We start from the raw sequence: 24,512 nt of genomic DNA on the forward strand, positions 1-24,512 counted from the left end.
CGTACGACGTGAGCGACGAGTCGACCGTCAGGAGCTGGACGAGTTGAGCACCCTGCCCGCCGAGGCCCTGACGGCCCGCGCTCCCGTCGGCCTGGACGAGGACGCCGAGGACGCGGTCGGCGACGCCGCGCCGCTCGCCCCGCGCGCCCGGCTGCTGCCCGCGTTGGGGGCGGTCTACAAGGCGCAGCTCAGCCGTGCCCGGGTCGCCCGCATCCCGCTGCTCTTCGTCGCGACCTTCCAGTCGATCGGGATCATGGTCCTGATGCGGGGGGTCGTGGACGGCGGCTCGGAGGCCCGGGCCGTGGTGGCCGGCTCCGCCGTGCTCGTCGTCGCCTTCGTCGCGCTCAACCTGCTCGCCCAGTACTTCGGGCAGCTGCGGGCGGGCGGCGGCCTCGACCACTACGCGACGTTGCCGGTCCCGCCGGCCGCGGTGGTGCTCGGCGCGGCCGGCGCGTACGCCTCCTTCACCGTGCCCGGGACCCTGGTGACCGCGGTCGTCGGCTCCGTGCTGTTCGGGCTGCCGCTCGGGCACCTGTGGATCCTGGCGGCGGTCGTACCGCTCTCCGGGGCCGCCCTCGCCGGGCTCGGCGCCGCCCTCGGGCTGCTCGCGCCGCGCCAGGAGCTGGCCACCCTGCTCGGGCAGCTGGGCATGTCGGCGGCGCTGCTGCTCGGGGTGCTGCCGGCCGACCGGCTGCCCGGCCCCGTCGGCTGGGCGCGGGACCTGCTGCCTTCCACGTACGGGGTGGAGGCCCTGGCCGGTACCTTCGACGCGCACCCGGACTGGACGGCGGTCGCGCTCGACCTCGCCGTCTGCGGTGCGGTGGGCGTCGCGTCGCTCGCGGTGGCGACCTGGGCCTACCGGAGGGCAGCGGTCCGCTGAGGCCCGCCCGGCCGGGACTGCGGGGCGGCTCCCTCAGCCGACAGGCCGCCGGCCCTGCTCGGCCCAAGCCCTTCCGGTCCCGGTCCGCTGAGGCGGTGCACAGCAGCACCTGGCACGATGGCGTCGTGACCGCACCTCTGACTCCGCCGCATCAGCCGCACCCGCACCACGCCGCCTGGCCCGCCCCCGATCCGGCGGGTCCCGAGCCGGACGGCGTGCCCGGCACGGCCACCGAGCTGCGGCAGGCCGCCGTGGTGTCCGTCGTCTCCCTGGTCGCGGGGGCCCTGCTCGGACTGCTGTGGCTGTGGCTCGCGCCGCGGGTCCAGCTGGTCTCGGACGGCAAGGCGGTCTTCCTGAAGGACGGCGAGGGGGAGTCGGCGATCGGCACGGACGGAACGTTCGTCCTGCTCGCCCTCGGCTTCGGCGCGGTGGCCGCCGCCCTGGTCTTCCTGATCCACCGGCACGGCGGCATCGCCCTCGTCCTCGGCCTCGCCCTCGGCGGAGTGCTCGGCTCGCTGCTCGCCTGGGGAGTGGGCGTCTGGTTCGGACCCGAGCGCGACGTCGTGGCCCACGCCAAGCGCGTCGGCCCCAACGTCTTCTTCGAGGCGCCCCTCGAACTCAATCTGGCGGCCGCGGCGATGCTGGCCTGGCCGATCGCGGCGATGATCGTGCACCTCGCCCTGACCGCGCTGTTCGGTCCCCGCGACCCGGAGCCGGAGGACGGCCCCTGGCCGCCGGTGCCGGGCGCCACTCAGGGCTGAGGGCGCCCCGCCCGGAGCCCCACGGCCCCGAGCCTTTCCCGGCCGAGTCCCCTCGGCAGCGGCCGTCCCCGCCCTGAGACCCGGCGGAGTCCCCTCGGCAGCAGGCCCGGGCCCGAGCCCCTTCCGGCCGAGTCCCCGGGGCAGTGGTTGCCCGGGCCGTCGCTCAGGCGCGCCCGATCGGGGCCACGACCGCCGCGGTGAGGGTCGCCAGGTCCTCGGGGGACAGCTCGACCTCCAGGCCCCGGCGGCCCGCCGAGATGCAGATCGTGGGGTGCCCGGAGGCCGAGGAGTCCAGGACCGTGCGCAGCCGCTTGCGCTGGCCCAGCGGCGAGATGCCGCCGCGGACGTAGCCGGTGGTGCGCTCGGCCGCCGCCGGGTCCGCCATGGCCGCCTTCTTGCCGCCGACCGCCGAGGCGAGGGCCTTCAGGTCGAGCTGGCCGGCGACCGGCACCACGGCGACCGTCAGCTCGCCGTCCACGTCCGCGACCAGCGTCTTGAACACCCGGTCGGGGGAGACGCCCAGGGCCTCCGCCGCCTCCTCGCCGTAGGACGGGGTCGCCGGGTCGTGCTCGTACGCGTGCAGGGTGTAGGGCGTGCCCGCCGCCGTCAGGGCGACCGTCGCCGGGGTGCCGCCGCCGCTCCCGCCGTTCTTCTTCTGCTTCTTCGCCACGGAGGGCCCTCCTCGGTCGGTGCTTCGCTCAGTTCGGGCTGGTCGGCGCGCGCGTCAGATCCACCGCCGGAAGGGAGGGCAGGTGGCGCAGGACCGCGGTCTCCGCGCGGAGCAGCGTCAGCTCCTCGCGCAGCCGGGTCGCCGTGTCCGGCGCCTGCAGCAGCCGCTGCTTGGCCGGGGTGTCGAGGACCGCGGCGGCGGCGACCAGATACGACACGACCGACGGGTCGTCCGGCAGCTCACTGGTGGTCAGCGAGCGCTCGCGGGCCCCGGCGAGCCGCTTCTGGTACGCACGGAAGGCCCGCAGCACGCCCTCGGCGAGCGTCCCCGCCTCGTCGCCCTGCTCCTCCGGGATCTCCTCGGTCTCGGCGGTCAGGAACGGGCCGCTCGCGTCCACCGAGAGCAGCTTCACCCGGGTCGTCCCGGTGGCCATCACCTCGAAGCCGCCGTCCGCGCGCTCCCGGATCGACGCCGCGTCGGCCACACAGCCGACCCGGTGGAAGGCCTGGATCGGGTCGGGGCCGAAACCGGCGGCGGGGCCCTTCTCCGGCAGCGCCGTCTGGTCCGGCAGGCCGGGCGCCGTGGGCGCGACCTCGCGGCCGTCGCGGATCGCCACGACGGCGAAGCGCCGCGGCTCGGAGTCGTCCGTCTTGAGCAGCTCGCGCATCATGGCGCGATAACGCTCCTCGAAGACGTTCAGGGGCAGCACGAGGCCCGGGAACAGCACCGTGTTGAGCGGGAAGAGAGGCAGGCGGGCGGTGGTCACAGCGGTCAAGCGTAATGGCCGCCGGGAGCGCCCCGACCGGGCCGTCCCCCGTCGTCCGTGCGGACCGTTCCGGAGGCGTTCGCCGGGCCCTGCCCGACACCGCGCAGCGGAGTGCGCCGGGCCACCTCGTGCACGGCCGCGGCCCGGGCCTCCAGGAAGCCGCTCAGCGGGTCCTCGCCGACCAGCGCCCAGGGGAAGCTGGTCGCCTGCGGACCGATCCGCCCGAACTCCGCGAGCGCGTCGGACCAGCGGCCCCGCTCCACCAGGACGTGCACGAGCAGGTTCCGCACCTCGGCCGGCCACAGGTCGCCCACCGGGAGCTCCAGCGACAGCGCGAGCGCCCGGTCGAGCGCCGCGTCGATCCGGTCGGCGTCCACCCCGTGCCCCGGCTCGGGCCCGGCGAGCAGCTGCGCGAAGGCCGCCCGCACCGGCAGGGCCTGCACCAGCGAGCCGGGCAGCGCGTCCTCGGCGGCCTGCTCGGCGAAGTCGAAGCACTCGCGGTGCGAGCCGTACCACTGCGCCGACAGGTACTTGAGGGCGGCCACATGGCTGCCGTAGTGGTGCGGGGCCCGGCGCACGGCCTGCTCCCACAGCGCCTCGAAGACCGTGTGCCCGGCGTGGGTGCCGCGCGCGTGGTCCAGGGCGAGCCGCCACGGCACCGGGTCGCGCGGCGCGGCCTCGGCCGCCGCCTCGATCAGCGGGCCCAGCTCGCGCAGCCGCTCGGCCCTGGCCGGCGACTCCCAGGCCCGGCGGACCGCGAGCTGCGCCTTCACGAGCAGGGCGTCCGGGTCGCGCGGCGCGACCGCGAGCCAGTGCTCCAGCCAGTCGTCCCGGTTGTACGCGAAGGCGCTCAGCCGGCCCACGTAGCGGTCGCGGTCCTCCCACTCGGCGGCGTCCCGGGTGGTGGCCAGCAGCTTGGCGGCCGGCTCCGGGTCGGCGAGCGCGGCGGCGACCAGGGCCGGCGCCATCCGCGCGTCCGGCGCGTCGAGCAGCACGTCGTCGTCCGGCGCGAGCCCGGAGGTGAGCCGGGGGGTGTGCCGGACCATGCGGGTGGCGCCGATCAGGCCGCGGAGCAGTGACATGGTGCGAAACATTGAAAACCGCAGGTGAGGGCCGCGCCAGTGGGGGACTGTGAAGCTTTGGTAGCGGCGGGAAGGTTGTGCTGACAGGAGTCAAGACAGCGTAAAGAAAGGGGCGGAGCGGTGCGTACACGCCCCCGTCCCTTCACCTCCTCCGCCCCTCGGCGCGCCCCTCCCGGCCCGCCACCGTCACCCCCGGCGCGCCACCGTCCACCGCCCCCCCGGCCCGCCACCGTCAGCCCCGGCGCGCCCCCGTCCCCCCGGCGCGTCACCGTCAGCCCCGGCGCAACGTCCGCGAGGCCCCCGCCGCCACCGTCGTCGCGAGGACCCAGCCGAGCAGGATCAGGGCCGTCGACGCCCACTGCCAGAACCCTTCGAGGCGCCAGAAGCCGACCTGGCCCAGGTCGATCACCGGCAGCAGCAGGTCGAGCGCGTACAGCGTGGCGTTCCAGTGCGGCGCCTCGTCCGGCTTCAGCGGCACCGGGTCGTAGCGCGAGAACGCCAGCGTGCCCGCCGCCCACAGGACCGCCATCCACAGCGCCGCCCGGCCCGGCCGGTATCCGTAGGCCACGGTCCAGTCCTGGAGGTAGCCCCACAGCTTCCCAGCCACCGGAAGGGTCTCCCGGCGCCGCCGCTGCTTGGCCAGCAGCACCTCCCGGGCGTCCGCGTCCTCCCCGCTGCTGCGCAGCACCGTCGCCAGCCGCTCGTACGGCTCCGGCGCGTACTCCGGGGTGGCCGCCGCGACCCACTCCAGACGCCGGGCCAGCGGGAAGTGCCCGTACGGCACCAGGGTCTCGTACACGAAGCCGCCCATCGCCAGGCCGCCCGGACCCGGCCAGCTGCTCGACAGGTCGATCAGCGTCACCACCTTGGCCCCGTTGAGCACCACCCGGCCCTCCTCGGGGCGCTCCCCGTTGAACCGCAGCTCCGGGGTGACGATCCGGCGCAGCGACAGCTCCTCGCGGCGCGAGCCGTCGAGCAGGAAGCGCGCGTAGTGCAGGTCCACCGAGTCGCCGAAACGCCCGTCGTCCAGCCGCACCCCGCCATGGCACTCGACCGGCTTCCGCCGCGCGCCCTGGGCCGGCGTCACCCCGTACGGCGGGGTCGCGGTGGAGCGCCCCGAGGTCTCGTACACCCACGCCGCGTTCAGGTAGAGCGTGCGCTCCACGGTCAGCTGCGGCGCGTTCAGCGCGCGGCGCTGCTGGGCGCCGCGCAGCACACTGCCCCGCAGACTGAGCGACACGCCGATCTTCGCGCCGCGCAGGCTCAGCTCCCCGTACGTCTCGATCAGCTCGGCCTGGAGGTCCTGCGCCACCACCAGTCCGTCCGCGGTGATCGCCCGGCCCCGCCGGTCCGGCCACACCCGGATCTGGTTGATCAGCAGGTCCGTGCCGATCTGCGCGTCCGTCAGCCGGATGCCCCGCTCGACCCGGCAGCGCGGCAGGTGCAGATCGCCCTCCGTGTGCAGCCGCGCCGCCTCCAGCCGGGGTATCGCGCACTCGACCATCCGCAGCGTGCCGAAGTGGGCCTCGGGCAGCACCACCTCGCCGTCGAAACGGCAGCCGTTCAGCTCCACGTACGGCCCTATCGTGCCGCCCGCGAGATTGAGCACCCCGGTGATCCGCGCCCCGCGCAGCTTCAGCGCCGCGACCCGCCCGGCCCGGGCCGCCGGCCCGGCGAGCAGCAGCAGCGCGACCACCTCCGCCCGCACACTGCGCTCCGCGCCCCACGGCACGTGCACCGCGAACGGATCGTCCCGCTCGGCGACCCCCTCCCTCAGATCACAGCTCCGGCCGACCCGGAACGCCCGCCACATCGCCCGCTCCGGCCCGGTCAGGCCCTCCGGCATCCCGTCGTCCTCGTGCGGCTCGGTCACTGCCGCCCCCTCGCTTCCCACGATTCCGTTCCCGGATTCGTACAGCCGTTCTTCCCGCTGAGTGACGGACTGAACGCTAACGGTCAGGAGTGGCGACAAGACGCCAGAGTGGCCCGTATCAGCCAGTGATACAGGCGACGGACGTTTCTCGGCCGTCTGCGAGAATTGACCCGTGATCTCTCGAATCGATCTGCGCGGCGAGGCCCTCCCCGAGGGTTCCGCCCTGCGTGACCTGCTGCCCCGTGCCGAGTTCGACGTGGAAGCCGCCCTGGAGAAGGTGCGGCCGATCTGCGAGGACGTCCGGCATCATGGCGCCGCAGCGGTGATCGACTACGGGGAGAGGTTCGACGGCGTGCGGCCGGCGAGCCTGCGCGTCCCGGCCGAGGCGATCACCCGCGCCCTCGAAGAGCTCGACCCGGCCGTCCGTGCCGCGCTCGAGGAGTCCATCCGGCGCGCCCGCCTCGTGCACCGCGAGCAGCGCCGCACCACCCACACCACCCAGGTCGTGCCCGGCGGCACGGTCACCGAGAAGTGGATCCCCGTCGAGCGCGTCGGTCTGTACGTGCCGGGCGGGCGCTCGGTCTACCCGTCCTCCGTCGTGATGAACGTCGTCCCGGCCCAGGAGGCCGGCGTCGAGGGCGTCGCCATCGCCTCGCCGCCGCAGAAGGAGTTCGACGGCCTGCCGCACCCCACCATCCTCGCCGCCTGCGCCCTGCTCGGCGTCGACGAGGTCTACGCCGCCGGCGGCGCCCAGGCCATCGCCATGTTCGCGTACGGCACCGAGGGCCCCGAGGGCTGCGCCCCCGTCAACCTGGTCACGGGCCCCGGCAACATCTACGTCGCCGCCGCCAAGCGCCTCCTCAAGGGCCGCATCGGCATCGACGCCGAGGCCGGACCGACCGAGATCGCGATCCTCGCGGACTCCACCGCCGACCCGGTGCACGTCGCCGCCGACCTGATCAGCCAGGCCGAGCACGACCCGATGGCCGCCTCCGTGCTCGTCACCGACTCCGCGGAGCTCGCCGCCGCCACCGAGGCCGAGCTGAAGACCCAGGTCGCCGCCTCCAAGCACGTCGACGACCGGATCGTCCCGGCCCTGGCCGGGAAGCAGTCCGCGATCGTCCTCGTCGACAGCCTCGACGAGGGCCTCAAGGTCGTCGACGCCTACGGCGCCGAGCACCTGGAGATCCAGACCGCGGACGCCGCCGCCGTCGCCGACCGGGTCCGCAACGCGGGCGCGATCTTCGTCGGCCCCTTCGCCCCGGTCTCCCTCGGCGACTACTGCGCCGGTTCCAACCACGTGCTGCCCACCGGTGGCTGCGCCTGCCACTCCTCGGGCCTGTCCGTGCAGTCCTTCCTGCGCGGCGTGCACATCGTCGACTACACCCGCGACGCGCTCGCCGAGGTCGCCCACCACGTGGTCACCCTCGCCGAGGCGGAGGACCTGCCCGCGCACGGCGCGGCGATCAAGGCGAGGTTCGGCTGGAAGGTGCCCGAGAGCAAGTGAGCGAGAAGAACGACACCATCGGGATCGACGACCTTCCGATCCGTGACGAGCTGAAGGGCAAGTCCCCCTACGGCGCGCCCCAGCTCGACGTGCCCGTCCAGCTGAACACCAACGAGAACCCGTACCCGCTGCCCGAGCCCCTGGTGGCGCGGATCGCGGAGCGGGTCGCCGAGGCGGCCCGCGGGCTCAACCGCTACCCCGACCGGGACGCGGTCGAGCTGCGCACCGAGCTCGCCCGCTATCTGACCCGGACAGGCGGGCACCCGGTCGCCCTGGAGAACGTGTGGGCCGCCAACGGCTCCAACGAGGTGCTCCAGCAGCTGCTGCAGACCTTCGGCGGACCCGGCCGCACCGCGATCGGCTTCGAGCCCTCGTACTCGATGCACGCGCTGATCGCCCGCGGCACCGGCACCGGCTGGATCTCCGGTCCGCGCAACGAGGACTTCACCATCGACCTCGCGGCGGCCGGTCAGGCCATCGCCGAGAACGCGCCGGACGTCGTCTTCGTCACCTCGCCCAACAACCCCACGGGGACGGCGGTCGAGGCGGAGACCGTCCTCGCGCTGTACGAGGCGGCCCAGGCCGCCAAGCCCTCGCTGGTGGTCGTGGACGAGGCGTACGTGGAGTTCAGCCACCGGGCCTCGCTGCTGCCGCTCATCGAGGGCCGCCCGAACCTGGTGGTCTCCCGGACCATGTCCAAGGCCTTCGGCGCCGCCGGACTGCGCCTGGGCTACCTGGCCGCCCACCCGGCCGTGGTCGACGCCGTCCAGCTGGTGAGACTGCCGTACCACCTTTCGGCCGTCACCCAGGCCACCGCGCTGGCCGCCCTGGAGCACACCGACACCCTCCTCGGGTACGTCGAGCAGCTCAAGGCCGAGCGCGACCGCCTGGTCGCCGAGCTGCGGGCCATCGGCTACCAGGTCACCGAGTCCGACGCCAACTTCGTCCAGTTCGGGCACTTCGACGGAGCCGAGGGCTCCCACGAGGCCTGGCGGAAGATCCTCGACCGGGGCGTCCTGGTCCGGGACAACGGCGTACCGGGCTGGCTGCGGGTCACCGCCGGCACCCCCGAAGAGAACGACGCGTTCCTCGACGCGGTTCGTGAGTTGAAGAAGGAGCAGAACGCATGAGCCGCGTAGGCCGCGTTGAGCGCACCACCAAGGAGACCTCCGTCGTCGTCGAGATCGACCTCGACGGCACCGGAAAGGTCGACGTGTCGACCGGGGTCGGCTTCTACGACCACATGCTCGACCAGCTCGGCCGGCACGGTCTGTTCGACCTGACCGTGAAGACCGACGGCGACCTCCACATCGACTCGCACCACACCATCGAGGACACCGCCCTCGCCCTCGGCGCCGCCTTCAAGCAGGCCCTCGGCGACAAGGTCGGCATCTACCGCTTCGGCAACTGCACCGTCCCGCTGGACGAGTCGCTCGCCCAGGTCACCGTCGACCTCTCCGGCCGCCCCTACCTGGTGCACACCGAGCCCGAGAACATGGCGCCGATGATCGGCTCCTACGACACCACGATGACCCGGCACATCCTGGAGTCCTTCGTGGCCCAGGCGCAGATCGCGCTGCACGTCCACGTCCCGTACGGGCGCAACGCGCACCACATCGTCGAGTGCCAGTTCAAGGCGCTCGCCCGGGCCCTGCGCTACGCCTCCGAGCGCGACCCCCGCGCCGCCGGCATCCTCCCCTCCACGAAGGGCGCCCTCTGACCGTGAACGGCCTCTCCACCGTCCTCATCGTCGTCGGTCTCTTCCTCCTCGGCGGCATCTACTCCTTCGTCAAGCAGCAGATGCCCAAGGGTCTGGTCGTGCTGCTCTCCATCGGCGCCGCGATGTGCCTCTCGGCCGGTGTCCTGCGTCTGGACGTGTGGTCATGACGACAGCCGCCGCCAAGAAGGTCGTCGTCTTCGACTACGGCTTCGGCAACGTGCGCTCCGCCGAGCGCGCCCTCGCCCGGGTCGGTGCCGACGTCGAGATCACCCGCGACTACGACAGGGCGATGAACGCCGACGGACTCCTCGTCCCCGGCGTCGGCGCCTTCTCCGCCTGCATGAAGGGCCTCAAGGAGGCCCGCGGCGACTGGATCGTCGGCCGCCGGCTCTCCGGCGGGCGGCCCGTCATGGGCATCTGCGTCGGCATGCAGATCCTTTTCGCCCGCGGCATCGAGCACGGCGTCGAGACCGACGGCCTCGACGAGTGGCCCGGCACGGTCGAGCCGCTCGACGCGCCGGTCGTGCCCCACATGGGCTGGAACACCGTCGACGCGCCCGCCGACAGCGAGCTGTTCGCGGGCCTGGACGCCGACGCCCGGTTCTACTTCGTGCACTCCTACGCGGTGCGCGAGTGGGGCCTGGAGATCGGCAACCCCCACCTCCGCGCCCCGAAGGTCACCTGGGCCACCCACGGCGAGCCCTTCGTCGCCGCCGTCGAGAACGGCGCCCTCTGGGCGACCCAGTTCCACCCCGAGAAGTCCGGCGACGCCGGCGCGCAGCTCCTCACCAACTGGATCGGAACCCTGTGAGCACTCTCGAACTCCTCCCCGCCGTCGACGTCCGCGACGGCCAGGCCGTCCGCCTCGTCCATGGCGAGTCCGGCACCGAGACCTCCTACGGCTCCCCTCTGGAGGCGGCCCTCGCGTGGCAGCGCTCGGGCGCCGAGTGGCTGCACCTGGTCGACCTGGACGCCGCCTTCGGCACCGGTGACAACCGCGCCCTGGTCGCCGAGGTGACCCGGGCCATGGACATCAAGGTCGAGCTGTCCGGCGGCATCCGCGACGACGCCACCCTCGCCGCCGCCCTCGCCACCGGCTGCACCCGGGTCAACCTGGGCACCGCCGCCCTGGAGACCCCCGAGTGGGTGGCCAAGGTCATCGCCGAGCACGGCGACAAGATCGCCGTCGGCCTGGACGTCCGAGGCACCACCCTGCGCGGCCGCGGCTGGACCCGCGACGGCGGCGACCTGTACGAGACGCTGGCGCGCCTCGACGCCGAGGGCTGCGCCCGCTACGTCGTCACCGACATCGCCAAGGACGGCACCCTGCAGGGCCCCAACCTGGAGCTCCTGCGGAACGTCTGCGCGGCCACCGACAGGCCGGTCGTCGCCTCCGGCGGCGTGTCCTCCCTGGACGACCTGCGGGCCCTGGCCGGTCTCGTCCCGCTGGGCGTCGAGGGCGCGATCGTCGGCAAGGCGCTGTACGCGAAGGCCTTCACGCTGGAGGAGGCCCTGGAGGCGGTGGCGTCCGCATGACCGGATCCGTGCGCAAGATCGTGACGGGCGCGCCCTGGGAGGAGCAGTTCGGCTACTCCCGCGCGGTCGAGCTGCCGAACGGCACCGTCCTGGTCTCCGGCTGCACGTCGGTGGTCGGCGGCGCGATCGCGGACGGCGGCCCGTACGAGCAGGCGGTCAACTCCTTCAACGTGGCCTTCGACGCCCTGAAGCAGCTGGGTCTGGGGGCCGAGCATGTCGTGCGGACCCGGATGTACATCACCCACGCACGGGACGTGGAGGAGGTCGGCCGGGCCCACAAGGAGCTGTTCGACGCCGTCCGTCCCGCCGCGTCCATGATCATCGTCTCCGGCTTCGTCGACCCGCGCCTGGTCGTCGAGGTCGAGGTGGAAGCTTTCCGAGGTGACGCCGCATGAGTCTCGCCGTACGGGTGATCCCCTGCCTGGACGTGGACAACGGCCGGGTCGTCAAGGGCGTGAACTTCCAGAACCTGCGCGACGCGGGCGACCCCGTCGAGATGGCCAAGCTGTACGACGCCGAGGGCGCCGACGAGCTGACCTTCCTCGACATCACCGCCTCGTCCGGCAACCGGGAGACGACCTACGACGTGGTGCGCCGCACCGCCGAGCAGGTCTTCATCCCGCTGACCGTCGGCGGCGGCGTCCGCTCGGCGGAGGACGTCGACAAGCTGCTGCGGGCCGGCGCCGACAAGGTGGGCGTGAACACGGCCGCCATCGCCCGCCCCGAGCTGATCCAGGAGATCGCCGAGCGCTTCGGGCGCCAGGTGCTGGTCCTGTCGGTGGACGCCCGGCGCACCGCGTCCGGCTCCTTCGAGGTGACCACGCACGGCGGCCGCAAGGGCACCGGGATCGACGCCGTCGAGTGGGCGCACCGGGCCGCGGAGCTGGGCGCGGGAGAGATCCTGCTCAACTCGATGGACGCCGACGGCACCAAGGACGGCTACGACACCGAGATGATCGCGGCCGTGCGCAAGCACGTGACGGTGCCGGTGATCGCCTCCGGCGGCGCCGGCAGGCTGTCCGACTTCCCGCCGGCCGTGGCGGCGGGCGCGGACGCGGTGCTCGCGGCCTCCGTCTTCCACTTCGGCGATCTGCGGATCGGCGAGGTCAAGCAGACGCTGCGGGAGGCGGGCCACGAGGTCCGCTGAGCGAGCGGCACGCGCCGGCACTCTCACGAGAAGGCCTCCACCGAGCCACGGGCTCCGGCGGGGGCCTTCTCGCCGCCCAGATGCACTGGATTATTTGTGCAAATCCTGTTGCGCAAGATCTCTTTCGTATCTACCGTTCCTGGCATGACCTCGCAGGAGAATCGCCGGATCACCGACCTCGGCACCCTCAAGGCCCTCTCGCACCCGCTGCGGATGCGCCTCTACCGCGCCCTCTTCGTGGCCCGTACCGCCACCGCCTCCCAGCTCGCCGAGCAGGTCGACGAGGCCGTCTCCCTCGTCAGCTACCACCTGCGCAAGCTCGCCGAGCACGGCATGATCGAGGAGGCCGAGACCCGGTCCACCGACGGCCGGGAGCGCTGGTGGCAGCCCAGCTCGTACGGCTTCACCATCCGCGAGGAGGACATCAGGGACGCCCCCGAACTCGTCGCCGCGAGCGACGCCCTCGGGCGCACCCTCGACGAGCAGCGCGCCGCCCTGCACCGGCGCTTCCTCGACGAGCGGCTCACCTGGTCGGACGCCTGGCGCTCCGCCGTCATCAGCGCCGAGTGGCTGCCCCGCCTCACCCCGGCCGAACTCGCCGCGCTGGGCGAGGAGCTCGACGCCGTCCTCCGGAAGCACGACGGGAAGGCCCGGGCCGCCGAGGCCGCCGGCGACACCGAGGGCCGCGAGAACGTCGCCGTCCACCTCCACGGCTTCCCCTACCGGGGCTGACCCGATGACCACGACCACGACGGCGGCCGTCACCGCCGCCCCCGCCCGCCCCGCCCACCGCGACCCCAACGTGCTGCGCTGGGTCGGCGCCTACACCGCCTCCACCCTCGGCGACAGCGTCTACTACCTCGCCCTGTCCTGGGCCGCCGTCAGCACCGGCACCCCCGCCCAGGCCGGCCTCGTGATGGCGGTCAGCGCCGTGCCCCGCGCCCTGCTCCTGCTCGGCGGGGGAGTGGTCGCCGACCGGCTGGGCCCGCGCCGGGTCGTCATCGGCTCCGACGCCGCGCGCGCCCTCGTCGTCCTCGGCCTCGCCGCGACCCTGTTCCTCGCCTCGCCCGGCCTCTGGGTGCTCGCCGCCGTCGGCGTGGTCTTCGGCATCGTGGACGCCCTGTTCCTGCCCGCCGTCGGCGCCCTGCCGCCCCGGATCGCCGCGCCCGACCAGCTCGCCCGGATCCAGGGGCTGCGCGGCCTCGCGCACCGCTGCGGCGCCGTCCTCGGCGCCCCGCTCGGCGGACTCGCGGTCGCCCTCGGCGGCCCCACCGCCGCCTTCGGGGCCGCGGGCCTGCTCTTCGCCCTCTCCGTCCCGCTGCTCGGCACGCTGCGGCTCCGCCCGCTCCCCGCCACCGACGAGGCCCGCGGCGGCACCGCCCTGAGCGACCTCGCCGACGGACTGCGCTATCTGCGCGGCCACCGCGTCCTCGGCCCGCTGATGATCGTCGTGCTGCTCAGCGACCTCGGCTTCGTCGGCCCGCTCAACGTCGGCCTCGCCGTCCTGGCCGAGCGGCGCGAGTGGGGCGCCTCCGGCATCGGCTGGATCCTCGCCGGCTTCGGTACGGGCGCCGGCGCCGCCTCGCTGCTGCTGACGGTCCGGGGCCGCGTCCCGCGCGCCGGAGTCGTCAGCGGCTGGACCATGGTGCTCGGCGCCGTCTCGATCGGCGCCCTCGCGTACACGCCGAGCCTGCCCGTCGCGGTCGCCGTCGGCCTCTCCGTCGGCCTGCTCGCCGGGCTCTCCGGCGCGCTGTGCAACGCCCTCCTCCAGACCGCGTGCGACCCCGCGTACCTCGGCCGGGTCTCCGCCGTGGCCGGCCTCTGCTCGCTCGGCCTCGCGCCGCTCAGCTACCCGGTCACCGGCGCCGCGATCGGGCTGTGGGGCGTCGGCCCGGTGTACGTGGTGAGCGCGGCCGTCTGTGCCCTCTCGGGCGGCTACGGACTGCTCGTCCCCGCCGTCCGCAAGGCCGAGCTGCCCCGCTAGGGCCGGCGGGCCCGGCACCGCCGGCCCGGCGGGCGACCGGGCGACCGCGGCCGGTCCTGGATCCGCTGCCGCCGGTCCTGGATCCGCTGCCGCCGGTCCTGGACCCGCCGCGGCCGGTCCTGGACCCGCCGCGGCCGGCGCCGGCTAGATGCCCAGCTGCTTCGTGCGGTGCAACCGCTCCACGGCCTCCGGCTCGCCGTCCACGTCCACCTTGGCGGCGTCCTGCCGCCCGAACAGGAACATCGTCAGCTCGCCCGGCTCCCCGGACACCGTCACCACCGGGGTGCCGCGGTGCGCCACCACCGTCTGCCCGTTCGGCCGGCGCAGCACCAGGCCCACCGGCGCCTTCCGGCCGAGCAGCCGGGCCGACTTCTCCAGCCGCGCCCACAGGGCGTCGGCGAACACCGGGTCCAGCTCGCGCGGCGACCAGTCGGACTGGGCCCGCCGCACGTCCTCGGCGTGCACGTAGAACTCGACGATGTTCGCGCCCTCGTCCACCTGCTTGATCGTGAACGGGGACAGCTTCGGCGGCCCCGTGCGGATCAGCTGGACCAGCTCCTCGTACGGCTTGTCGGCGAACTCCGCCTGCACCCGTTCGAGCCGCGCCTTCAGCGCCGGCACCGGCACGACGGCACCCGCCGCCGCGTCCGGGCGGCGCTCCCGCACCACCACATGAGCGGCCAGGTCCCGGGCCCGCCAGCCCTCGCAGAGCGTCGGAGCGTCCGGACCGGCCGCCTCCAACAGGTCGGCGAGCAGAAGGCGTTCACGCTTCGCATGGGTCGACATGACCGCCAGCGTAAGGCCGCGACCGCCGCTCCGCCCAGGAGACGCACCGCCCGCCGTCCGCCGGTCGGTCCCACCGGTCCGCCCAGTGGACGCACGGCCGGGCGACACCGCCCGTCACGGCACAATGGCGCCATGAGCAGCACGCCCCGGACCCCCAGCGACCTCGACCCGGCCATCGCCGCCCGCCTCAAGCGCAGCGAAGACGGCCTGGTCCCCGCCATCGCCCAGCAGTACGACACCGGCGAGGTGCTCATGCTCGGCTGGATGGACGACGAGGCGCTCCACCGCACCCTCACCACCGGCCGCTGCACCTACTGGTCCCGCAGCCGCCAGGAGTACTGGGTCAAGGGCGACACCTCCGGGCACGTCCAGCACGTCAAGTCCGTCGCGCTCGACTGCGACGCCGACACGCTGCTCGTGAAGGTGGACCAGATCGGCGCCGCCTGCCACACCGGCGCCCGGACCTGCTTCGACGCCGACGTCCTCCTCGCGGCCGAGTAGGGTCAGGCGCCATGGATCTCGAGACCTTCCGCAAGCTGGCGGCCGACCGCCGCGTCATCCCCGTCAGCCGCAGGCTCCTCGCGGACGGCGACACCCCGGTCGGGCTCTATCGCAAGCTCGCCGCCGAACGCCCCGGCACCTTCCTGCTCGAATCCGCCGAGAACGGCCGCAGCTGGTCCCGCTACTCCTTCGTCGGCGTGCGCAGCGACGCGACCCTCACGGTGAAGGACGGCCAGGCCCACTGGCTCGGCACCCCGCCGGTCGGCGTCCCCGTCGACGGCGACCCGCTGGCCGCGCTGCGCGCCACCGTCGAGACCCTGCACACCCCGCGCGACCTCGCCTCCGGGATGCCTCCGTTCACCGGCGGCATGGTCGGCTACCTCGGCTACGACATCGTCCGGCGCCTGGAGCGCATCGGCGACCACGGCGGCGACGACCTGAAGCTGCCCGAGCTCACCATGCTGCTCACCAGCGACCTCGCCGTCCTCGACCACTGGGACGGCTCGGTCCTCCTGATCGCCAACGCGATCAACCACAACGACCTGGAGACCGGCGTCGACGAGGCCTACGCGGACGCCGTGGCCCGCCTCGACGCGATGGAGGCCGACCTGGCCCGCGCCGTCGAGACCGTGCCCGTCGCCCTGCCGGCCTCCGAGCTGCCCGAGTTCTCCGCCCTGTGGGGCGGCCCGGCCTACCAGGACGCCGTCGAGGACATCAAGGAGCGCATCAGGGCCGGCGAGGCCTTCCAGGTGGTGCCCTCGCAGCGCTTCGAGACCCCCTGCACCGCCTCCGCCCTCGACGTCTACCGGGTGCTGCGGGCCACCAACCCGTCCCCGTACATGTACCTCTTCCGCTTCGAGAACGGCTTCGACGTCGTCGGCTCCTCGCCCGAGGCCCTCGTCAAGGTCGAGGACGGGCACGCGATGCTGCACCCCATCGCCGGCACCCGGCACCGGGGCGCCACCCCGCAGGAGGACCACGACCTCGCCGAGGAGCTGCTCGCCGACCCCAAGGAGCGCGCCGAGCACCTCATGCTCGTCGACCTGGGCCGCAACGACCTCGGCCGGGTCTGCGCCCCGGGCTCCGTCGAGGTCGTCGACTTCATGTCGATCGAGCGCTACTCGCACGTCATGCACATCGTCTCCACGGTGACCGGCAAGGTCGCCGAGGGGAAGACGGCCTTCGACGTCCTCACCGCCTGCTTCCCCGCCGGCACCCTGTCCGGCGCGCCGAAGCCGCGCGCCATGCAGATCATCGAGGAGCTGGAGCCCACCCGCCGCGGCCTGTACGGCGGCTGCGTCGGCTACCTGGACTTCGCCGGCGACTCCGACACCGCCATCGCCATCCGCACCGCCCTGCTGCGCGACGGCACGGCGTACGTCCAGGCCGGAGCGGGTGTCGTCGCCGACTCCGACCCGGTCGCCGAGGACAACGAGTGCCGCAACAAGGCCGCGGCCGTCCTCCGGGCCGTGCACACCGCCAACCGGATGACCCCCGCGAGCGGGCGCTGACCACGCCGGTGTGACCGACCGCATGACACGACCGGATGAACGGTTCATGGGCCGGTAGGGGATAGTGGGGTACGTGAGTGCTGTACCCGTACCCCAGCCCCGAGCCGCCCGCACGGGCGGCGCCGCCTCTACCGGTGCCCGCCGCAGCCTCGCCGCGGCGCTGCTGCTCGGCGCCCTCGGAGCCACCGTCGTACTGCTCTCCGCGGGCCAGATCTGGGCCGAGGGCACCGCGTCCGTCGGCGGCGGCACCGTGCCCGTCGAGGCCGACGGCGGCGCCGTCACCGGCGTGCCCACCGCCCTCGCGATCGTCGGCCTCGCCGCGCTCGTCGCCGTCTTCGCCGTCCGCCGCACCGGCCGCACCATGGTCTCCGCGCTGCTCGCCCTGAGCGGCGCGGGAGCGGCCCTCGCCGCCGTCCTCGGCGCCTCCGACAGCGCCGCCCTGGACGCCGAGGCCGCCCGCATCAGCGGCAACACCGCCGCGGCCGTCGGCGGCCTCAGCCACACCGTCTGGCCGTACGTCACCGCCGCCGGCGCCGTCCTCATCCTGGCCGCCGGACTCTTCGCGCTCCGCTTCGGCAAGTCCTGGCCGGCCATGGGCGGACGCTACGAGCGCTCCGGCGCGCCCCGCGCCGCCCGGCGCCCCGCCACCACCGACCCCGACCGCCCCGAGGACCTCTGGAAGGCGCTCGACCGCGGCGAGGACCCGACCCGCGGCGACTGAGCCCGGCGCGGTGGACGCGACGCGTGATCGTTCGGGCACCCCGATGCATCACGGCGCCCGCATGTACGGAAGAATGAGGCGTCACCACCGAGCAACACCAACGAGGAGCAACTCATGGCGGGCAGCGCCCACGGACACACCCCGGCCGCCTGGACCGGTGTCATCATCTCCTTCATCGGCTTCTGCATCGCCGGAATCTTCATGGTGGCGGCCAACGTGCCCGGTTTCTGGGCCGGCATCGGCGTCATCCTCCTCGGCGGTGTCATCGGCGGCGCGATGAAGATCGCCGGCATGGGCATGCCGAAGGAGTCGGCCGACGTCGCCCGCGCCCGCGAGGCCGCCACGGCCAGCGCCCTCGAGAAGGCCCGCGCCTGACCCTCCGCTTCACCCCGAAGGCGCAGCCCGGCACGACCGGGCTGCGCCTTCGCGCGTGAACGGTGACAATCACGACGTGGACGACGAGGCGACGGCGGGAGCCATGAGGGAATCGGGCGGGGCGGGGCGGCCGGACGCGCGGGGCGCGCAGGGCGCGCCGGAGGCGCGGGCGGACGTCGGAGGACACGGGCCGGGTGCGCCGGGCGGGGCGGAGGCCGGGTCCGCGGCCGGGTTGGCGCCCGCGCCCACGTTCGCGTCCGGGTCCGGGTCCGGGGCCGGGTCCGGGCACGGGGCGGTGGGCTGGGGGACGGCGCCCATGGCCGTGGCGCCGACGCCGCGTGGGGTGGGGAGGCGGTTGCTCACCCCGCTCGGTGCGCTCGCCGGGGTCGTCGCCGCCTTCGGGTACGTCGGGAGCGTCGATCCCAACGAACCCGGCCACTATCCCGTCTGCCCGCTCCTCCGCTTCACCGGCGTCTACTGCCCCGGCTGCGGCGGACTGCGCAGCGCCCACGCCTTCGCGCACGGCGACCTGGCCGCCGCCCTCGGCTTCAACGCGCTCGCCGTCGTCGGCTACCTGGTCTTCGCCGTCGTCATGGTCGTGTGGCTGGTTCGCGCCGTCCGCGGCCTGCCCCTGCGGATCGTGATCTCCCCGGCCTGGTGGTGGGGAATCGGCGGCGTTCTCGCCCTTTTCACCCTCGTACGGAACCTCCCGTTCGGCTCCGTACTGGCCCCCTGAAGTCCCACGAAGTGGGACGCGACTCCAACCGATGCGATTCCGAGGGCCACCTGCGGATACCATCGACGTGGCTGAACAAGACCGTCACCGTCCCGGAAGGGGGCCTCTCGCGTGAGTGTGCTCGACGAGATCATCGAAGGCGTGCGCGCCGACCTCGCAGAGCGGCAGGCGCGGGTCTCCCTCGACGAGCTCAAGGAGCGCGCCGCCAAGGCACCGCAGGCCAAGGACGGGGTCGCCGCACTGCGCGGTGACGGCGTCAAGGTGATCTGCGAGGTCAAGCGCTCCAGCCCGTCCAAGGGCGCGCTCGCCGCCATCGCCGACCCGGCCGGCCTCGCCGCCGACTACGAGGCGGGCGGCGCCGCCGTCATCTCCGTCCTGACCGAGCAGCGCCGCTTCGGCGGATCGCTCGCCGACCTGGAGGCCGTGCGCGCCCGGGTCGACATCCCGGTCCTGCGCAAGGACTTCATCGTCACGGCGTACCAGCTGTGGGAGGCCCGGGCGTACGGCGCGGACCTCGCGCTGCTCATCGTCGCCGCGCTCGAGCAGGAGGCCCTGGTCTCCCTCATCGAGCGGGCCGAGTCGATCGGCCTGACCCCGCTGGTCGAGGTCCACGACGAGGAAGAGGTCGAGCGGGCCGTCGACGCGGGCGCCCGCATCATCGGCGTCAACGCGCGCAACCTGAAGACCCTCAAGGTCGACCGCTCCACCTTCGAGCGCGTCGCCCCCGAGATCCCGGCCGGCATCGTCAAGGTCGCCGAGTCCGGCATCCGCGGGCCGCACGACCTGATCGCGTACGCCAACGCCGGCGCCGACGCGGTCCTGGTCGGCGAGTCCCTGGTCACCGGCCGCGACCCGAAGGCGGCCGTGGCCGACCTCGTCGCCGCCGGCGCCCACCCGGCGCTCCGGCACGGCAGGAGCTGAGCCGGGTCATGACCCTCCGCCACGACGCGCCGCCGTACGTCCCGGGCCTCGCCGCCCGGGGCGCGGTCGGCGCGCCGTCGGCGGTCGGGGCGGCGCCGGGGCGCCGCACCCTGCTCCGTACCGCTTCCGTGCCCGCCCACGCCCCGCTGGCCCGCGGCTGCCGCCCTCGTGGCTGCCGTGCGCCGGCGCGCCGTGTGCACGGGCGGCGGGTCCGTTACGTGATCGGCGACGAGCCGGGGCAGGTCAACGGGATGCGATGGCGCCCGCGCCTCGCGCGCACCTCCACACACTGACCAACCCCCGGCGGGCCCCTAGGGCCCCCACCGGCCCCTGCCGGCCAACGCCTCTCCGCCAGCCCCTGCGGCCCACGCCGACGGCGCGGGCCGCACCCACGCCTCTCCGCGCGGGCGTTGCCCACCGCCGTGTGGGCGTTCGCCCACCGCCGTGTGGGCAGTCGTCCCGCTGGGGCGGGACGGGTGGGCACACGGGACCGCGCCTGGCGGCGCGTCCGCTCCTTGTACCTACGCCCGCCCCTTACGGCGCCGCGCCCTCGTGGCGGGCGTCCAAGCGGTAGGGCCTAGGCGCGGCAAGGCGCGGCGTTCCGTTGTGCCCACCCGTTCCGCCCTGGGGGTCCCCCCGGACGAAGTCTGGGGGAGGAACGACTGCCCACAACGGGGGCGGGCGTGGCCGTCAACGGGGCAGGTCTGGTGGGTGTGATGGGGTTTGCGTGCAAGACGTGATTCATGACCGCACGTTTTCGGGGCACCGCCCCGCGAGGAGCAACCGCATGTCCAGCGAGTTCTTCATTCCCGACCCGGAGGGTCAGGTCCCGTCCGCCGAGGGCTACTTCGGCGCCTACGGCGGCAAGTTCATCCCGGAGGCCCTCGTCGCCGCCGTCGACGAGGTCGCCGTCGAGTACGAGAAGGCCAAGAACGACCCCGAGTTCGCCCGCGAGCTCAACGACCTCATGGTCAACTACACCGGCCGGCCCAGCGCCCTCACCGAGGTCCCGCGGTTCGCCGAGCACGCCGGCGGCGCCCGCGTCTTCCTCAAGCGGGAGGACCTCAACCACACCGGCTCGCACAAGATCAACAACGTGCTCGGCCAGGCCCTGCTCACCAAGCGCATGGGCAAGACCCGCGTCATCGCGGAGACCGGCGCCGGCCAGCACGGCGTCGCGACGGCGACGGCCTGCGCCCTGTTCGGGCTCGACTGCACCATCTACATGGGGGAGATCGACACCCAGCGGCAGGCCCTCAACGTCGCCCGGATGCGCATGCTCGGCGCCGAGGTCATCGCCGTGAAGTCCGGCAGCCGCACCCTCAAGGACGCCATCAACGAGGCGTTCCGCGACTGGGTCGCCAACGTCGACCGGACGCACTACCTCTTCGGCACCGTCGCCGGCCCGCACCCCTTCCCGGCCATGGTCCGCGACTTCCACCGGGTCATCGGCGTCGAGGCGCGCCGCCAGATCCTGGAGCGCGCGGGCCGCCTGCCCGACGCGGCCGTCGCCTGCGTCGGCGGCGGTTCCAACGCCATCGGTCTCTTCCACGCCTTCATTCCGGACGTCGACGTCCGCCTGATCGGCTGCGAGCCGGCCGGCCACGGCGTCGAGACCGGCGAGCACGCCGCCACCCTCACCGCCGGCGAGCCCGGCATCCTCCACGGCTCCCGCTCCTACGTCCTCCAGGACGAGGAGGGCCAGATCACCGAGCCGTACTCGATCTCGGCCGGTCTCGACTACCCCGGCATCGGCCCCGAGCACGCCTTCCTCAAGGACAGCGGCCGCGGCGAGTACCGGGCCGTCACCGACGACGCCGCCATGCAGGCGCTGCGCCTGCTGTCCCGCACCGAGGGCATCATCCCGGCCATCGAGTCGGCGCACGCCCTCGCCGGGGCCCTGGAGGTCGGCAAGGAGCTCGGCAGGGACGGGCTGATCGTCGTCAACCTCTCCGGGCGCGGCGACAAGGACATGGACACCGCCGCCCGTTACTTCGGGCTGTACGACACCGACGCCGAGGTGGCGGCCGACGCCGCCGACGTCGCGGAGATCGAGGGGGACGCCAAGTGACCGGGAACATCCAGCTGCTCGGCGAGACCCTCGCCAAGGCGAAGGCGGAGAACCGGGCCGCGCTCATCGCGTACCTCCCGGCCGGCTTCCCGACCGTGGACGGCGGCATCGCGGCGATCAAGGCCGTCTTCGACGGCGGCGCCGACGTCGTCGAGGTCGGTCTGCCGCACAGCGACCCGGTCCTCGACGGCCCGGTCATCCAGACCGCCGACGACATCGCCCTGCGCGGCGGCGTCAAGATCGCCGACGTGATGCGCACGGTGAAGGAGGCGCACGAGGCCACCGGCAAGCCGGTCCTCGTGATGACGTACTGGAACCCCATCGACCGGTACGGCATCGAGCGCTTCACCGAGGAGCTCGCCGCCGCCGGCGGCGCCGGCTGCATCCTGCCCGACCTGCCGGTCCAGGAGTCGGCGGTGTGGCGGGAGCACGCCACCAAGCACGGCCTCGCCACCGTCTTCGTGGTCGCTCCCAGCAGCAAGGACGAGCGCCTGGCCACCATCACCGCGGCCGGCTCCGGCTTCGTCTACGCCGCCTCCCTCATGGGCGTCACCGGCACCCGTGAGTCGGTCGGCGAGCAGGCCGCCGACCTCGTCCGCCGCACCCGCGCCACCGGCGACCTGCCGGTGTGCGTCGGCCTCGGCGTCTCCAACGCCGCACAGGCCAAGGAGGTCGCCGGCTTCGCCGACGGGGTGATCGTGGGCTCCGCCTTCGTCAAGCGGATCCTCGACGCCGACGGCGACGAGCAGGCCGGGCTCAAGGCCGTAAGGGAACTGGCGGCCGAACTCGCCGAGGGCGTGCGCCGCAGCTCGTAACCCATACGGGTGGATTCGTCACCGGGGAGGCACGCGCGTGCCTCCCCGGTTCGTTGCTGTGGGCGTGAGCGAGAAGAACCGTGACGGTAGTAACAGGAGCGCGCGGGAGCGCCTCCAGCAGCAGCGCGAGCGCGAGAAGGCCCGCGAGAAGCAGCGGCGCGTCCTGATCGTGTCGGCCGCGGTCGTCGGTGTCCTGGGCCTGGCGGCGGTCGTCGGCGTGATCGCCGCCAACAGCGGCGGCAAGGACAGTTCCGACAAGGCGGGCCCGGTCGTCGAGCCGGCCCGTTCCATCGGGGGCGACAAGCCCGCGATCCCACAGGGCAAGCCGGACGCCCCGTCCACGCTCACGATCTGGGAGGACTTCCGCTGCCCCGCGTGCGCCCAGTTCGAGACGTACTTCCGGGACACGATCCACGAGCTGGAGGCCGCGGGCGCCGTCAAGGCCGAGTACCACCTCGCCACCCTCATCGACGGCAACATGGGCGGCAGCGGCTCCCTGCGCGCCGCGAACGCGGCCGCGTGCGCCCAGGACGCCGGGAAGTTCACGGCGTACCACGACACGCTCTACACCAACCAGCCGCAGGAGACCGACGACGCGTACGCCAAGAACGCCAAGCTCATCGAGCTCGCCGCGAAGGTCCCCGGCCTCGACACGCCCACCTTCCGCGGCTGCGTCGAGGACGGCACGCACGACAGCTGGGTGAAGAAGTCGCAGGACGCGTTCCGCGCCAGCGAGTTCCGCGGCACCCCGTCCGTCCTGCTCAACGGAGAACCGATCTTCCCCTCGAAGGGGGACGAGCAGATCTCCCCGGAGAACCTGAAGAAGTGGGTCGCCGAGGCCAACAAGGGCAAGAAGGCGGGCACCGCCTCCCCGGCCGCGGGGTCCCCGTCCGGCCACTGAGACGGGGTGGCGTTACGGAGAAGTTGCCGGGCTGGCTGCCGTACGGCCCGCCCGGCAGGGTAGCGTCGGTCCTGCCATGGACCTTGCCTACATTCCCAGCCCGTCGACCGGCGTGATCCACCTCGGACCGATCCCGCTGCGCGGCTATGCCTTCTGCATCATCATCGGTGTCTTCGTCGCCGTCTGGCTCGGCAACAAGCGCTGGATCGCCCGGGGCGGCACCGCCGGCACCGTGGCCGACATCGCCGTCTGGGCGGTGCCCTTCGGCCTCGTCGGCGGCCGGCTCTACCACGTGATCACCGACTACCAGCTGTACTTCAGCGAGGGTGAGAACTGGGTCGACGCCTTCAAGATCTGGGAGGGCGGCCTCGGTATCTGGGGCGCCATCGCGCTCGGCGCCGTCGGCGCCTGGATCGGCTGCCGCCGCCGCGGCATCCCGCTCCCGGCCTACGCGGACGCCATCGCGCCCGGCATCGCCCTCGCCCAGGCCGTCGGCCGCTGGGGCAACTGGTTCAACCAGGAGCTCTACGGCAAGCCGACCGACCTGCCGTGGGCCCTGAAGATCACCGCCGGTGCCAACCGCGAGGCCGGCCTCTACCACCCGACCTTCCTCTACGAGTCGCTGTGGTGCGTCGCCGTCGCGCTCGTGGTCATCTGGGCCGACCGCCGCTTCAAGCTGGGCCACGGCCGCGCCTTCGCGCTGTACGTCGCCGCCTACTGCGCCGGTCGTGTCTGGACCGAGTACCTGCGCGTCGACGAGGCGCACCACATCCTCGGCCTGCGCCTGAACGTGTGGACCGCGATCATCGTCGGCCTGCTGGCCGTCACCTACATGGTGATCTCGGCGAAGGTCCGCCCCGGCCGCGAGGAGATCGTGGAGCCGAGGAAGGACGCCGGTGAGAAGGCCGAGGGCGACAAGGCCGCGGAGAACACCGACGACGCGGACGACCAGGCGGACAGGTCCGAGGGCAAGACCGAGGACAAGACGGGGGGCAAGACCGGGGGCAAGGCCACGGACGAGGCCTCCGCGGCTCCGGCCGCTTCGGGTGGCGAGACGGACGCCGCCGAGGATGCGGCTCCGGCGGACGACGTCCCCGCCCCCGCCAAGGACGCCGCCGACAACGGCGCCGGAGCGGGCGGGCGCTGATCCCGTAGGACACACGGCGGAGGGGGCCCCCGCCCCCGCGGGCCCGGCCGGGCCCCCGCGCGAACCCCCGCCCCGGGGCCCGCGGGGGGGGCCCGCCCAGG

28 protein-coding genes are annotated in these 24,512 nt (G+C 73.8%); 23 read left to right on the plus strand and 5 right to left on the minus strand.

The window, feature by feature from the left end; genetic code table 11:
* Window positions 1-67 precede the first annotated feature (67 nt).
* Both ACIGXE_RS04430 and ACIGXE_RS04435 read left to right on the plus strand, forming a co-directional pair.
* Window positions 68-880: an ABC transporter permease gene (locus ACIGXE_RS04430; protein ID WP_399743766.1), complete on the plus strand. Its 813-nt coding sequence runs from the start codon at window positions 68-70 to the stop codon at window positions 878-880.
* 125 nt (window positions 881-1,005) lie between these two features.
* A complete protein-coding gene (locus ACIGXE_RS04435) occupies window positions 1,006-1,641 on the plus strand; it encodes a DUF2567 domain-containing protein (RefSeq protein ID WP_399742829.1) in 636 nt (211 codons plus the stop codon).
* A 163-nt stretch (window positions 1,642-1,804) separates the two neighbouring features.
* Here the strand turns inward: ACIGXE_RS04435 and ybaK are convergent, their stop codons facing one another.
* The 4 genes from ybaK to ACIGXE_RS04455 form a co-directional block, all read right to left on the minus strand.
* Window positions 1,805-2,311, minus strand: coding sequence for a Cys-tRNA(Pro) deacylase (gene ybaK, locus ACIGXE_RS04440; protein WP_399742831.1), 507 nt, complete (start codon window positions 2,309-2,311; stop codon window positions 1,805-1,807).
* A 28-nt stretch (window positions 2,312-2,339) separates the two neighbouring features.
* Window positions 2,340-3,077 (minus strand): LON peptidase substrate-binding domain-containing protein, encoded by a 738-nt coding sequence (locus tag ACIGXE_RS04445; protein WP_399742834.1) that lies wholly within the window; start codon window positions 3,075-3,077, stop codon window positions 2,340-2,342.
* Between the two features lie 5 nt (window positions 3,078-3,082).
* Window positions 3,083-4,171 (minus strand): hypothetical protein, encoded by a 1,089-nt coding sequence (locus ACIGXE_RS04450; RefSeq protein WP_399742836.1) that lies wholly within the window; start codon window positions 4,169-4,171, stop codon window positions 3,083-3,085.
* A 259-nt stretch (window positions 4,172-4,430) separates the two neighbouring features.
* Window positions 4,431-6,032, minus strand: coding sequence for an oxidoreductase (locus tag ACIGXE_RS04455; protein WP_399742838.1), 1,602 nt, complete (start codon window positions 6,030-6,032; stop codon window positions 4,431-4,433).
* Window positions 6,033-6,204: 172 nt separating this feature from the next.
* Here ACIGXE_RS04455 and hisD point away from each other — a divergent pair, with 172 nt between their 5' ends.
* From hisD to ACIGXE_RS04505, 10 genes are all read left to right on the plus strand, one after another.
* Window positions 6,205-7,539 carry a histidinol dehydrogenase gene (hisD, locus tag ACIGXE_RS04460; RefSeq protein ID WP_399742841.1) on the plus strand — a complete coding sequence of 445 codons (1,335 nt, stop codon included), beginning with the start codon at window positions 6,205-6,207 and terminating at the stop codon, window positions 7,537-7,539.
* Window positions 7,536-8,669, plus strand: coding sequence for a histidinol-phosphate transaminase (locus ACIGXE_RS04465; protein ID WP_399742844.1), 1,134 nt, complete (start codon window positions 7,536-7,538; stop codon window positions 8,667-8,669). Before hisD ends, ACIGXE_RS04465 begins: the two co-directional genes overlap by 4 nt.
* Window positions 8,666-9,259: an imidazoleglycerol-phosphate dehydratase HisB gene (gene hisB, locus ACIGXE_RS04470; RefSeq protein WP_030492957.1), complete on the plus strand. Its 594-nt coding sequence runs from the start codon at window positions 8,666-8,668 to the stop codon at window positions 9,257-9,259. The genes ACIGXE_RS04465 and hisB overlap by 4 nt, the downstream gene beginning before the upstream one ends.
* A 2-nt stretch (window positions 9,260-9,261) precedes the next feature.
* Entirely contained in the window at window positions 9,262-9,426 is a 165-nt protein-coding gene (locus tag ACIGXE_RS04475) for a hypothetical protein (protein ID WP_399742847.1), read from the plus strand.
* Entirely contained in the window at window positions 9,423-10,070 is a 648-nt protein-coding gene (hisH, locus tag ACIGXE_RS04480; RefSeq protein ID WP_399742850.1) for an imidazole glycerol phosphate synthase subunit HisH, read from the plus strand. The genes ACIGXE_RS04475 and hisH overlap by 4 nt, the downstream gene beginning before the upstream one ends.
* Entirely contained in the window at window positions 10,067-10,795 is a 729-nt protein-coding gene (priA, locus tag ACIGXE_RS04485) for a bifunctional 1-(5-phosphoribosyl)-5-((5-phosphoribosylamino)methylideneamino)imidazole-4-carboxamide isomerase/phosphoribosylanthranilate isomerase PriA (protein WP_399742852.1), read from the plus strand. The genes hisH and priA overlap by 4 nt, the downstream gene beginning before the upstream one ends.
* Window positions 10,792-11,190 (plus strand): RidA family protein, encoded by a 399-nt coding sequence (locus ACIGXE_RS04490; protein ID WP_399742856.1) that lies wholly within the window; start codon window positions 10,792-10,794, stop codon window positions 11,188-11,190. The genes priA and ACIGXE_RS04490 overlap by 4 nt, the downstream gene beginning before the upstream one ends.
* Window positions 11,187-11,942: an imidazole glycerol phosphate synthase subunit HisF gene (gene hisF, locus ACIGXE_RS04495; protein WP_399742859.1), complete on the plus strand. Its 756-nt coding sequence runs from the start codon at window positions 11,187-11,189 to the stop codon at window positions 11,940-11,942. The genes ACIGXE_RS04490 and hisF overlap by 4 nt, the downstream gene beginning before the upstream one ends.
* A 144-nt stretch (window positions 11,943-12,086) precedes the next feature.
* A complete protein-coding gene (locus ACIGXE_RS04500) occupies window positions 12,087-12,674 on the plus strand; it encodes an ArsR/SmtB family transcription factor (protein WP_399742863.1) in 588 nt (195 codons plus the stop codon).
* Between the two features lie 4 nt (window positions 12,675-12,678).
* Window positions 12,679-13,926, plus strand: coding sequence for an MFS transporter (locus ACIGXE_RS04505; RefSeq protein ID WP_399742866.1), 1,248 nt, complete (start codon window positions 12,679-12,681; stop codon window positions 13,924-13,926).
* Window positions 13,927-14,070: 144 nt separating this feature from the next.
* Here ACIGXE_RS04505 and ACIGXE_RS04510 read toward each other — a convergent pair whose 3' ends face one another.
* Window positions 14,071-14,712, minus strand: a complete 642-nt coding sequence (locus tag ACIGXE_RS04510; RefSeq protein WP_399742869.1) for a TIGR03085 family metal-binding protein — start codon at window positions 14,710-14,712, stop codon at window positions 14,071-14,073.
* 132 nt (window positions 14,713-14,844) lie between these two features.
* On the opposite strand from ACIGXE_RS04510, the gene hisI reads away from it, so the two are divergent.
* The 11 genes from hisI (at window position 14,845) to lgt (ending at window position 24,411) form a co-directional block, all read left to right on the plus strand.
* Window positions 14,845-15,213 (plus strand): phosphoribosyl-AMP cyclohydrolase, encoded by a 369-nt coding sequence (gene hisI / locus ACIGXE_RS04515; RefSeq protein ID WP_399742871.1) that lies wholly within the window; start codon window positions 14,845-14,847, stop codon window positions 15,211-15,213.
* Window positions 15,214-15,224: 11 nt separating this feature from the next.
* Complete coding sequence (locus ACIGXE_RS04520) at window positions 15,225-16,724, plus strand: anthranilate synthase component I (RefSeq protein ID WP_399742875.1); 1,500 nt, start codon at window positions 15,225-15,227, stop codon at window positions 16,722-16,724.
* 64 nt (window positions 16,725-16,788) lie between these two features.
* Window positions 16,789-17,445 (plus strand): TIGR02234 family membrane protein, encoded by a 657-nt coding sequence (locus ACIGXE_RS04525; protein ID WP_399742878.1) that lies wholly within the window; start codon window positions 16,789-16,791, stop codon window positions 17,443-17,445.
* 114 nt (window positions 17,446-17,559) lie between these two features.
* A complete protein-coding gene (locus ACIGXE_RS04530; RefSeq protein WP_399742880.1) occupies window positions 17,560-17,820 on the plus strand; it encodes an HGxxPAAW family protein in 261 nt (86 codons plus the stop codon).
* Window positions 17,821-17,896: 76 nt separating this feature from the next.
* A complete protein-coding gene (locus ACIGXE_RS04535; protein WP_399742883.1) occupies window positions 17,897-18,556 on the plus strand; it encodes a DUF2752 domain-containing protein in 660 nt (219 codons plus the stop codon).
* 111 nt (window positions 18,557-18,667) lie between these two features.
* The gene (trpC, locus tag ACIGXE_RS04540) at window positions 18,668-19,477 is read left to right on the plus strand and encodes an indole-3-glycerol phosphate synthase TrpC (RefSeq protein ID WP_399742886.1); all 810 of its coding nucleotides are present in this window, start codon (window positions 18,668-18,670) and stop codon (window positions 19,475-19,477) included.
* Between the two features lie 8 nt (window positions 19,478-19,485).
* Window positions 19,486-19,770, plus strand: coding sequence for a tryptophan biosynthesis modulator TrpM (gene trpM / locus ACIGXE_RS04545; RefSeq protein ID WP_399742889.1), 285 nt, complete (start codon window positions 19,486-19,488; stop codon window positions 19,768-19,770).
* A gap of 494 nt (window positions 19,771-20,264) precedes the next feature.
* Window positions 20,265-21,548, plus strand: coding sequence for a tryptophan synthase subunit beta (gene trpB / locus ACIGXE_RS04550; protein ID WP_399742892.1), 1,284 nt, complete (start codon window positions 20,265-20,267; stop codon window positions 21,546-21,548).
* Complete coding sequence (gene trpA, locus ACIGXE_RS04555; RefSeq protein ID WP_399742896.1) at window positions 21,545-22,363, plus strand: tryptophan synthase subunit alpha; 819 nt, start codon at window positions 21,545-21,547, stop codon at window positions 22,361-22,363. Before trpB ends, trpA begins: the two co-directional genes overlap by 4 nt.
* Window positions 22,364-22,427: 64 nt before the next feature.
* Window positions 22,428-23,264, plus strand: a complete 837-nt coding sequence (locus ACIGXE_RS04560) for a DsbA family protein (protein ID WP_399742898.1) — start codon at window positions 22,428-22,430, stop codon at window positions 23,262-23,264.
* A gap of 76 nt (window positions 23,265-23,340) precedes the next feature.
* Window positions 23,341-24,411 (plus strand): prolipoprotein diacylglyceryl transferase, encoded by a 1,071-nt coding sequence (lgt, locus tag ACIGXE_RS04565; RefSeq protein WP_399742901.1) that lies wholly within the window; start codon window positions 23,341-23,343, stop codon window positions 24,409-24,411.
* The last annotated feature ends 101 nt before the right edge of the window (window positions 24,412-24,512 follow it).

Origin of the sequence: Streptomyces sp. NPDC053431, assembly GCF_044544925.1 — a bacterium.
Classification (GTDB): Bacteria; Actinomycetota; Actinomycetes; order Streptomycetales; family Streptomycetaceae; genus Streptomyces.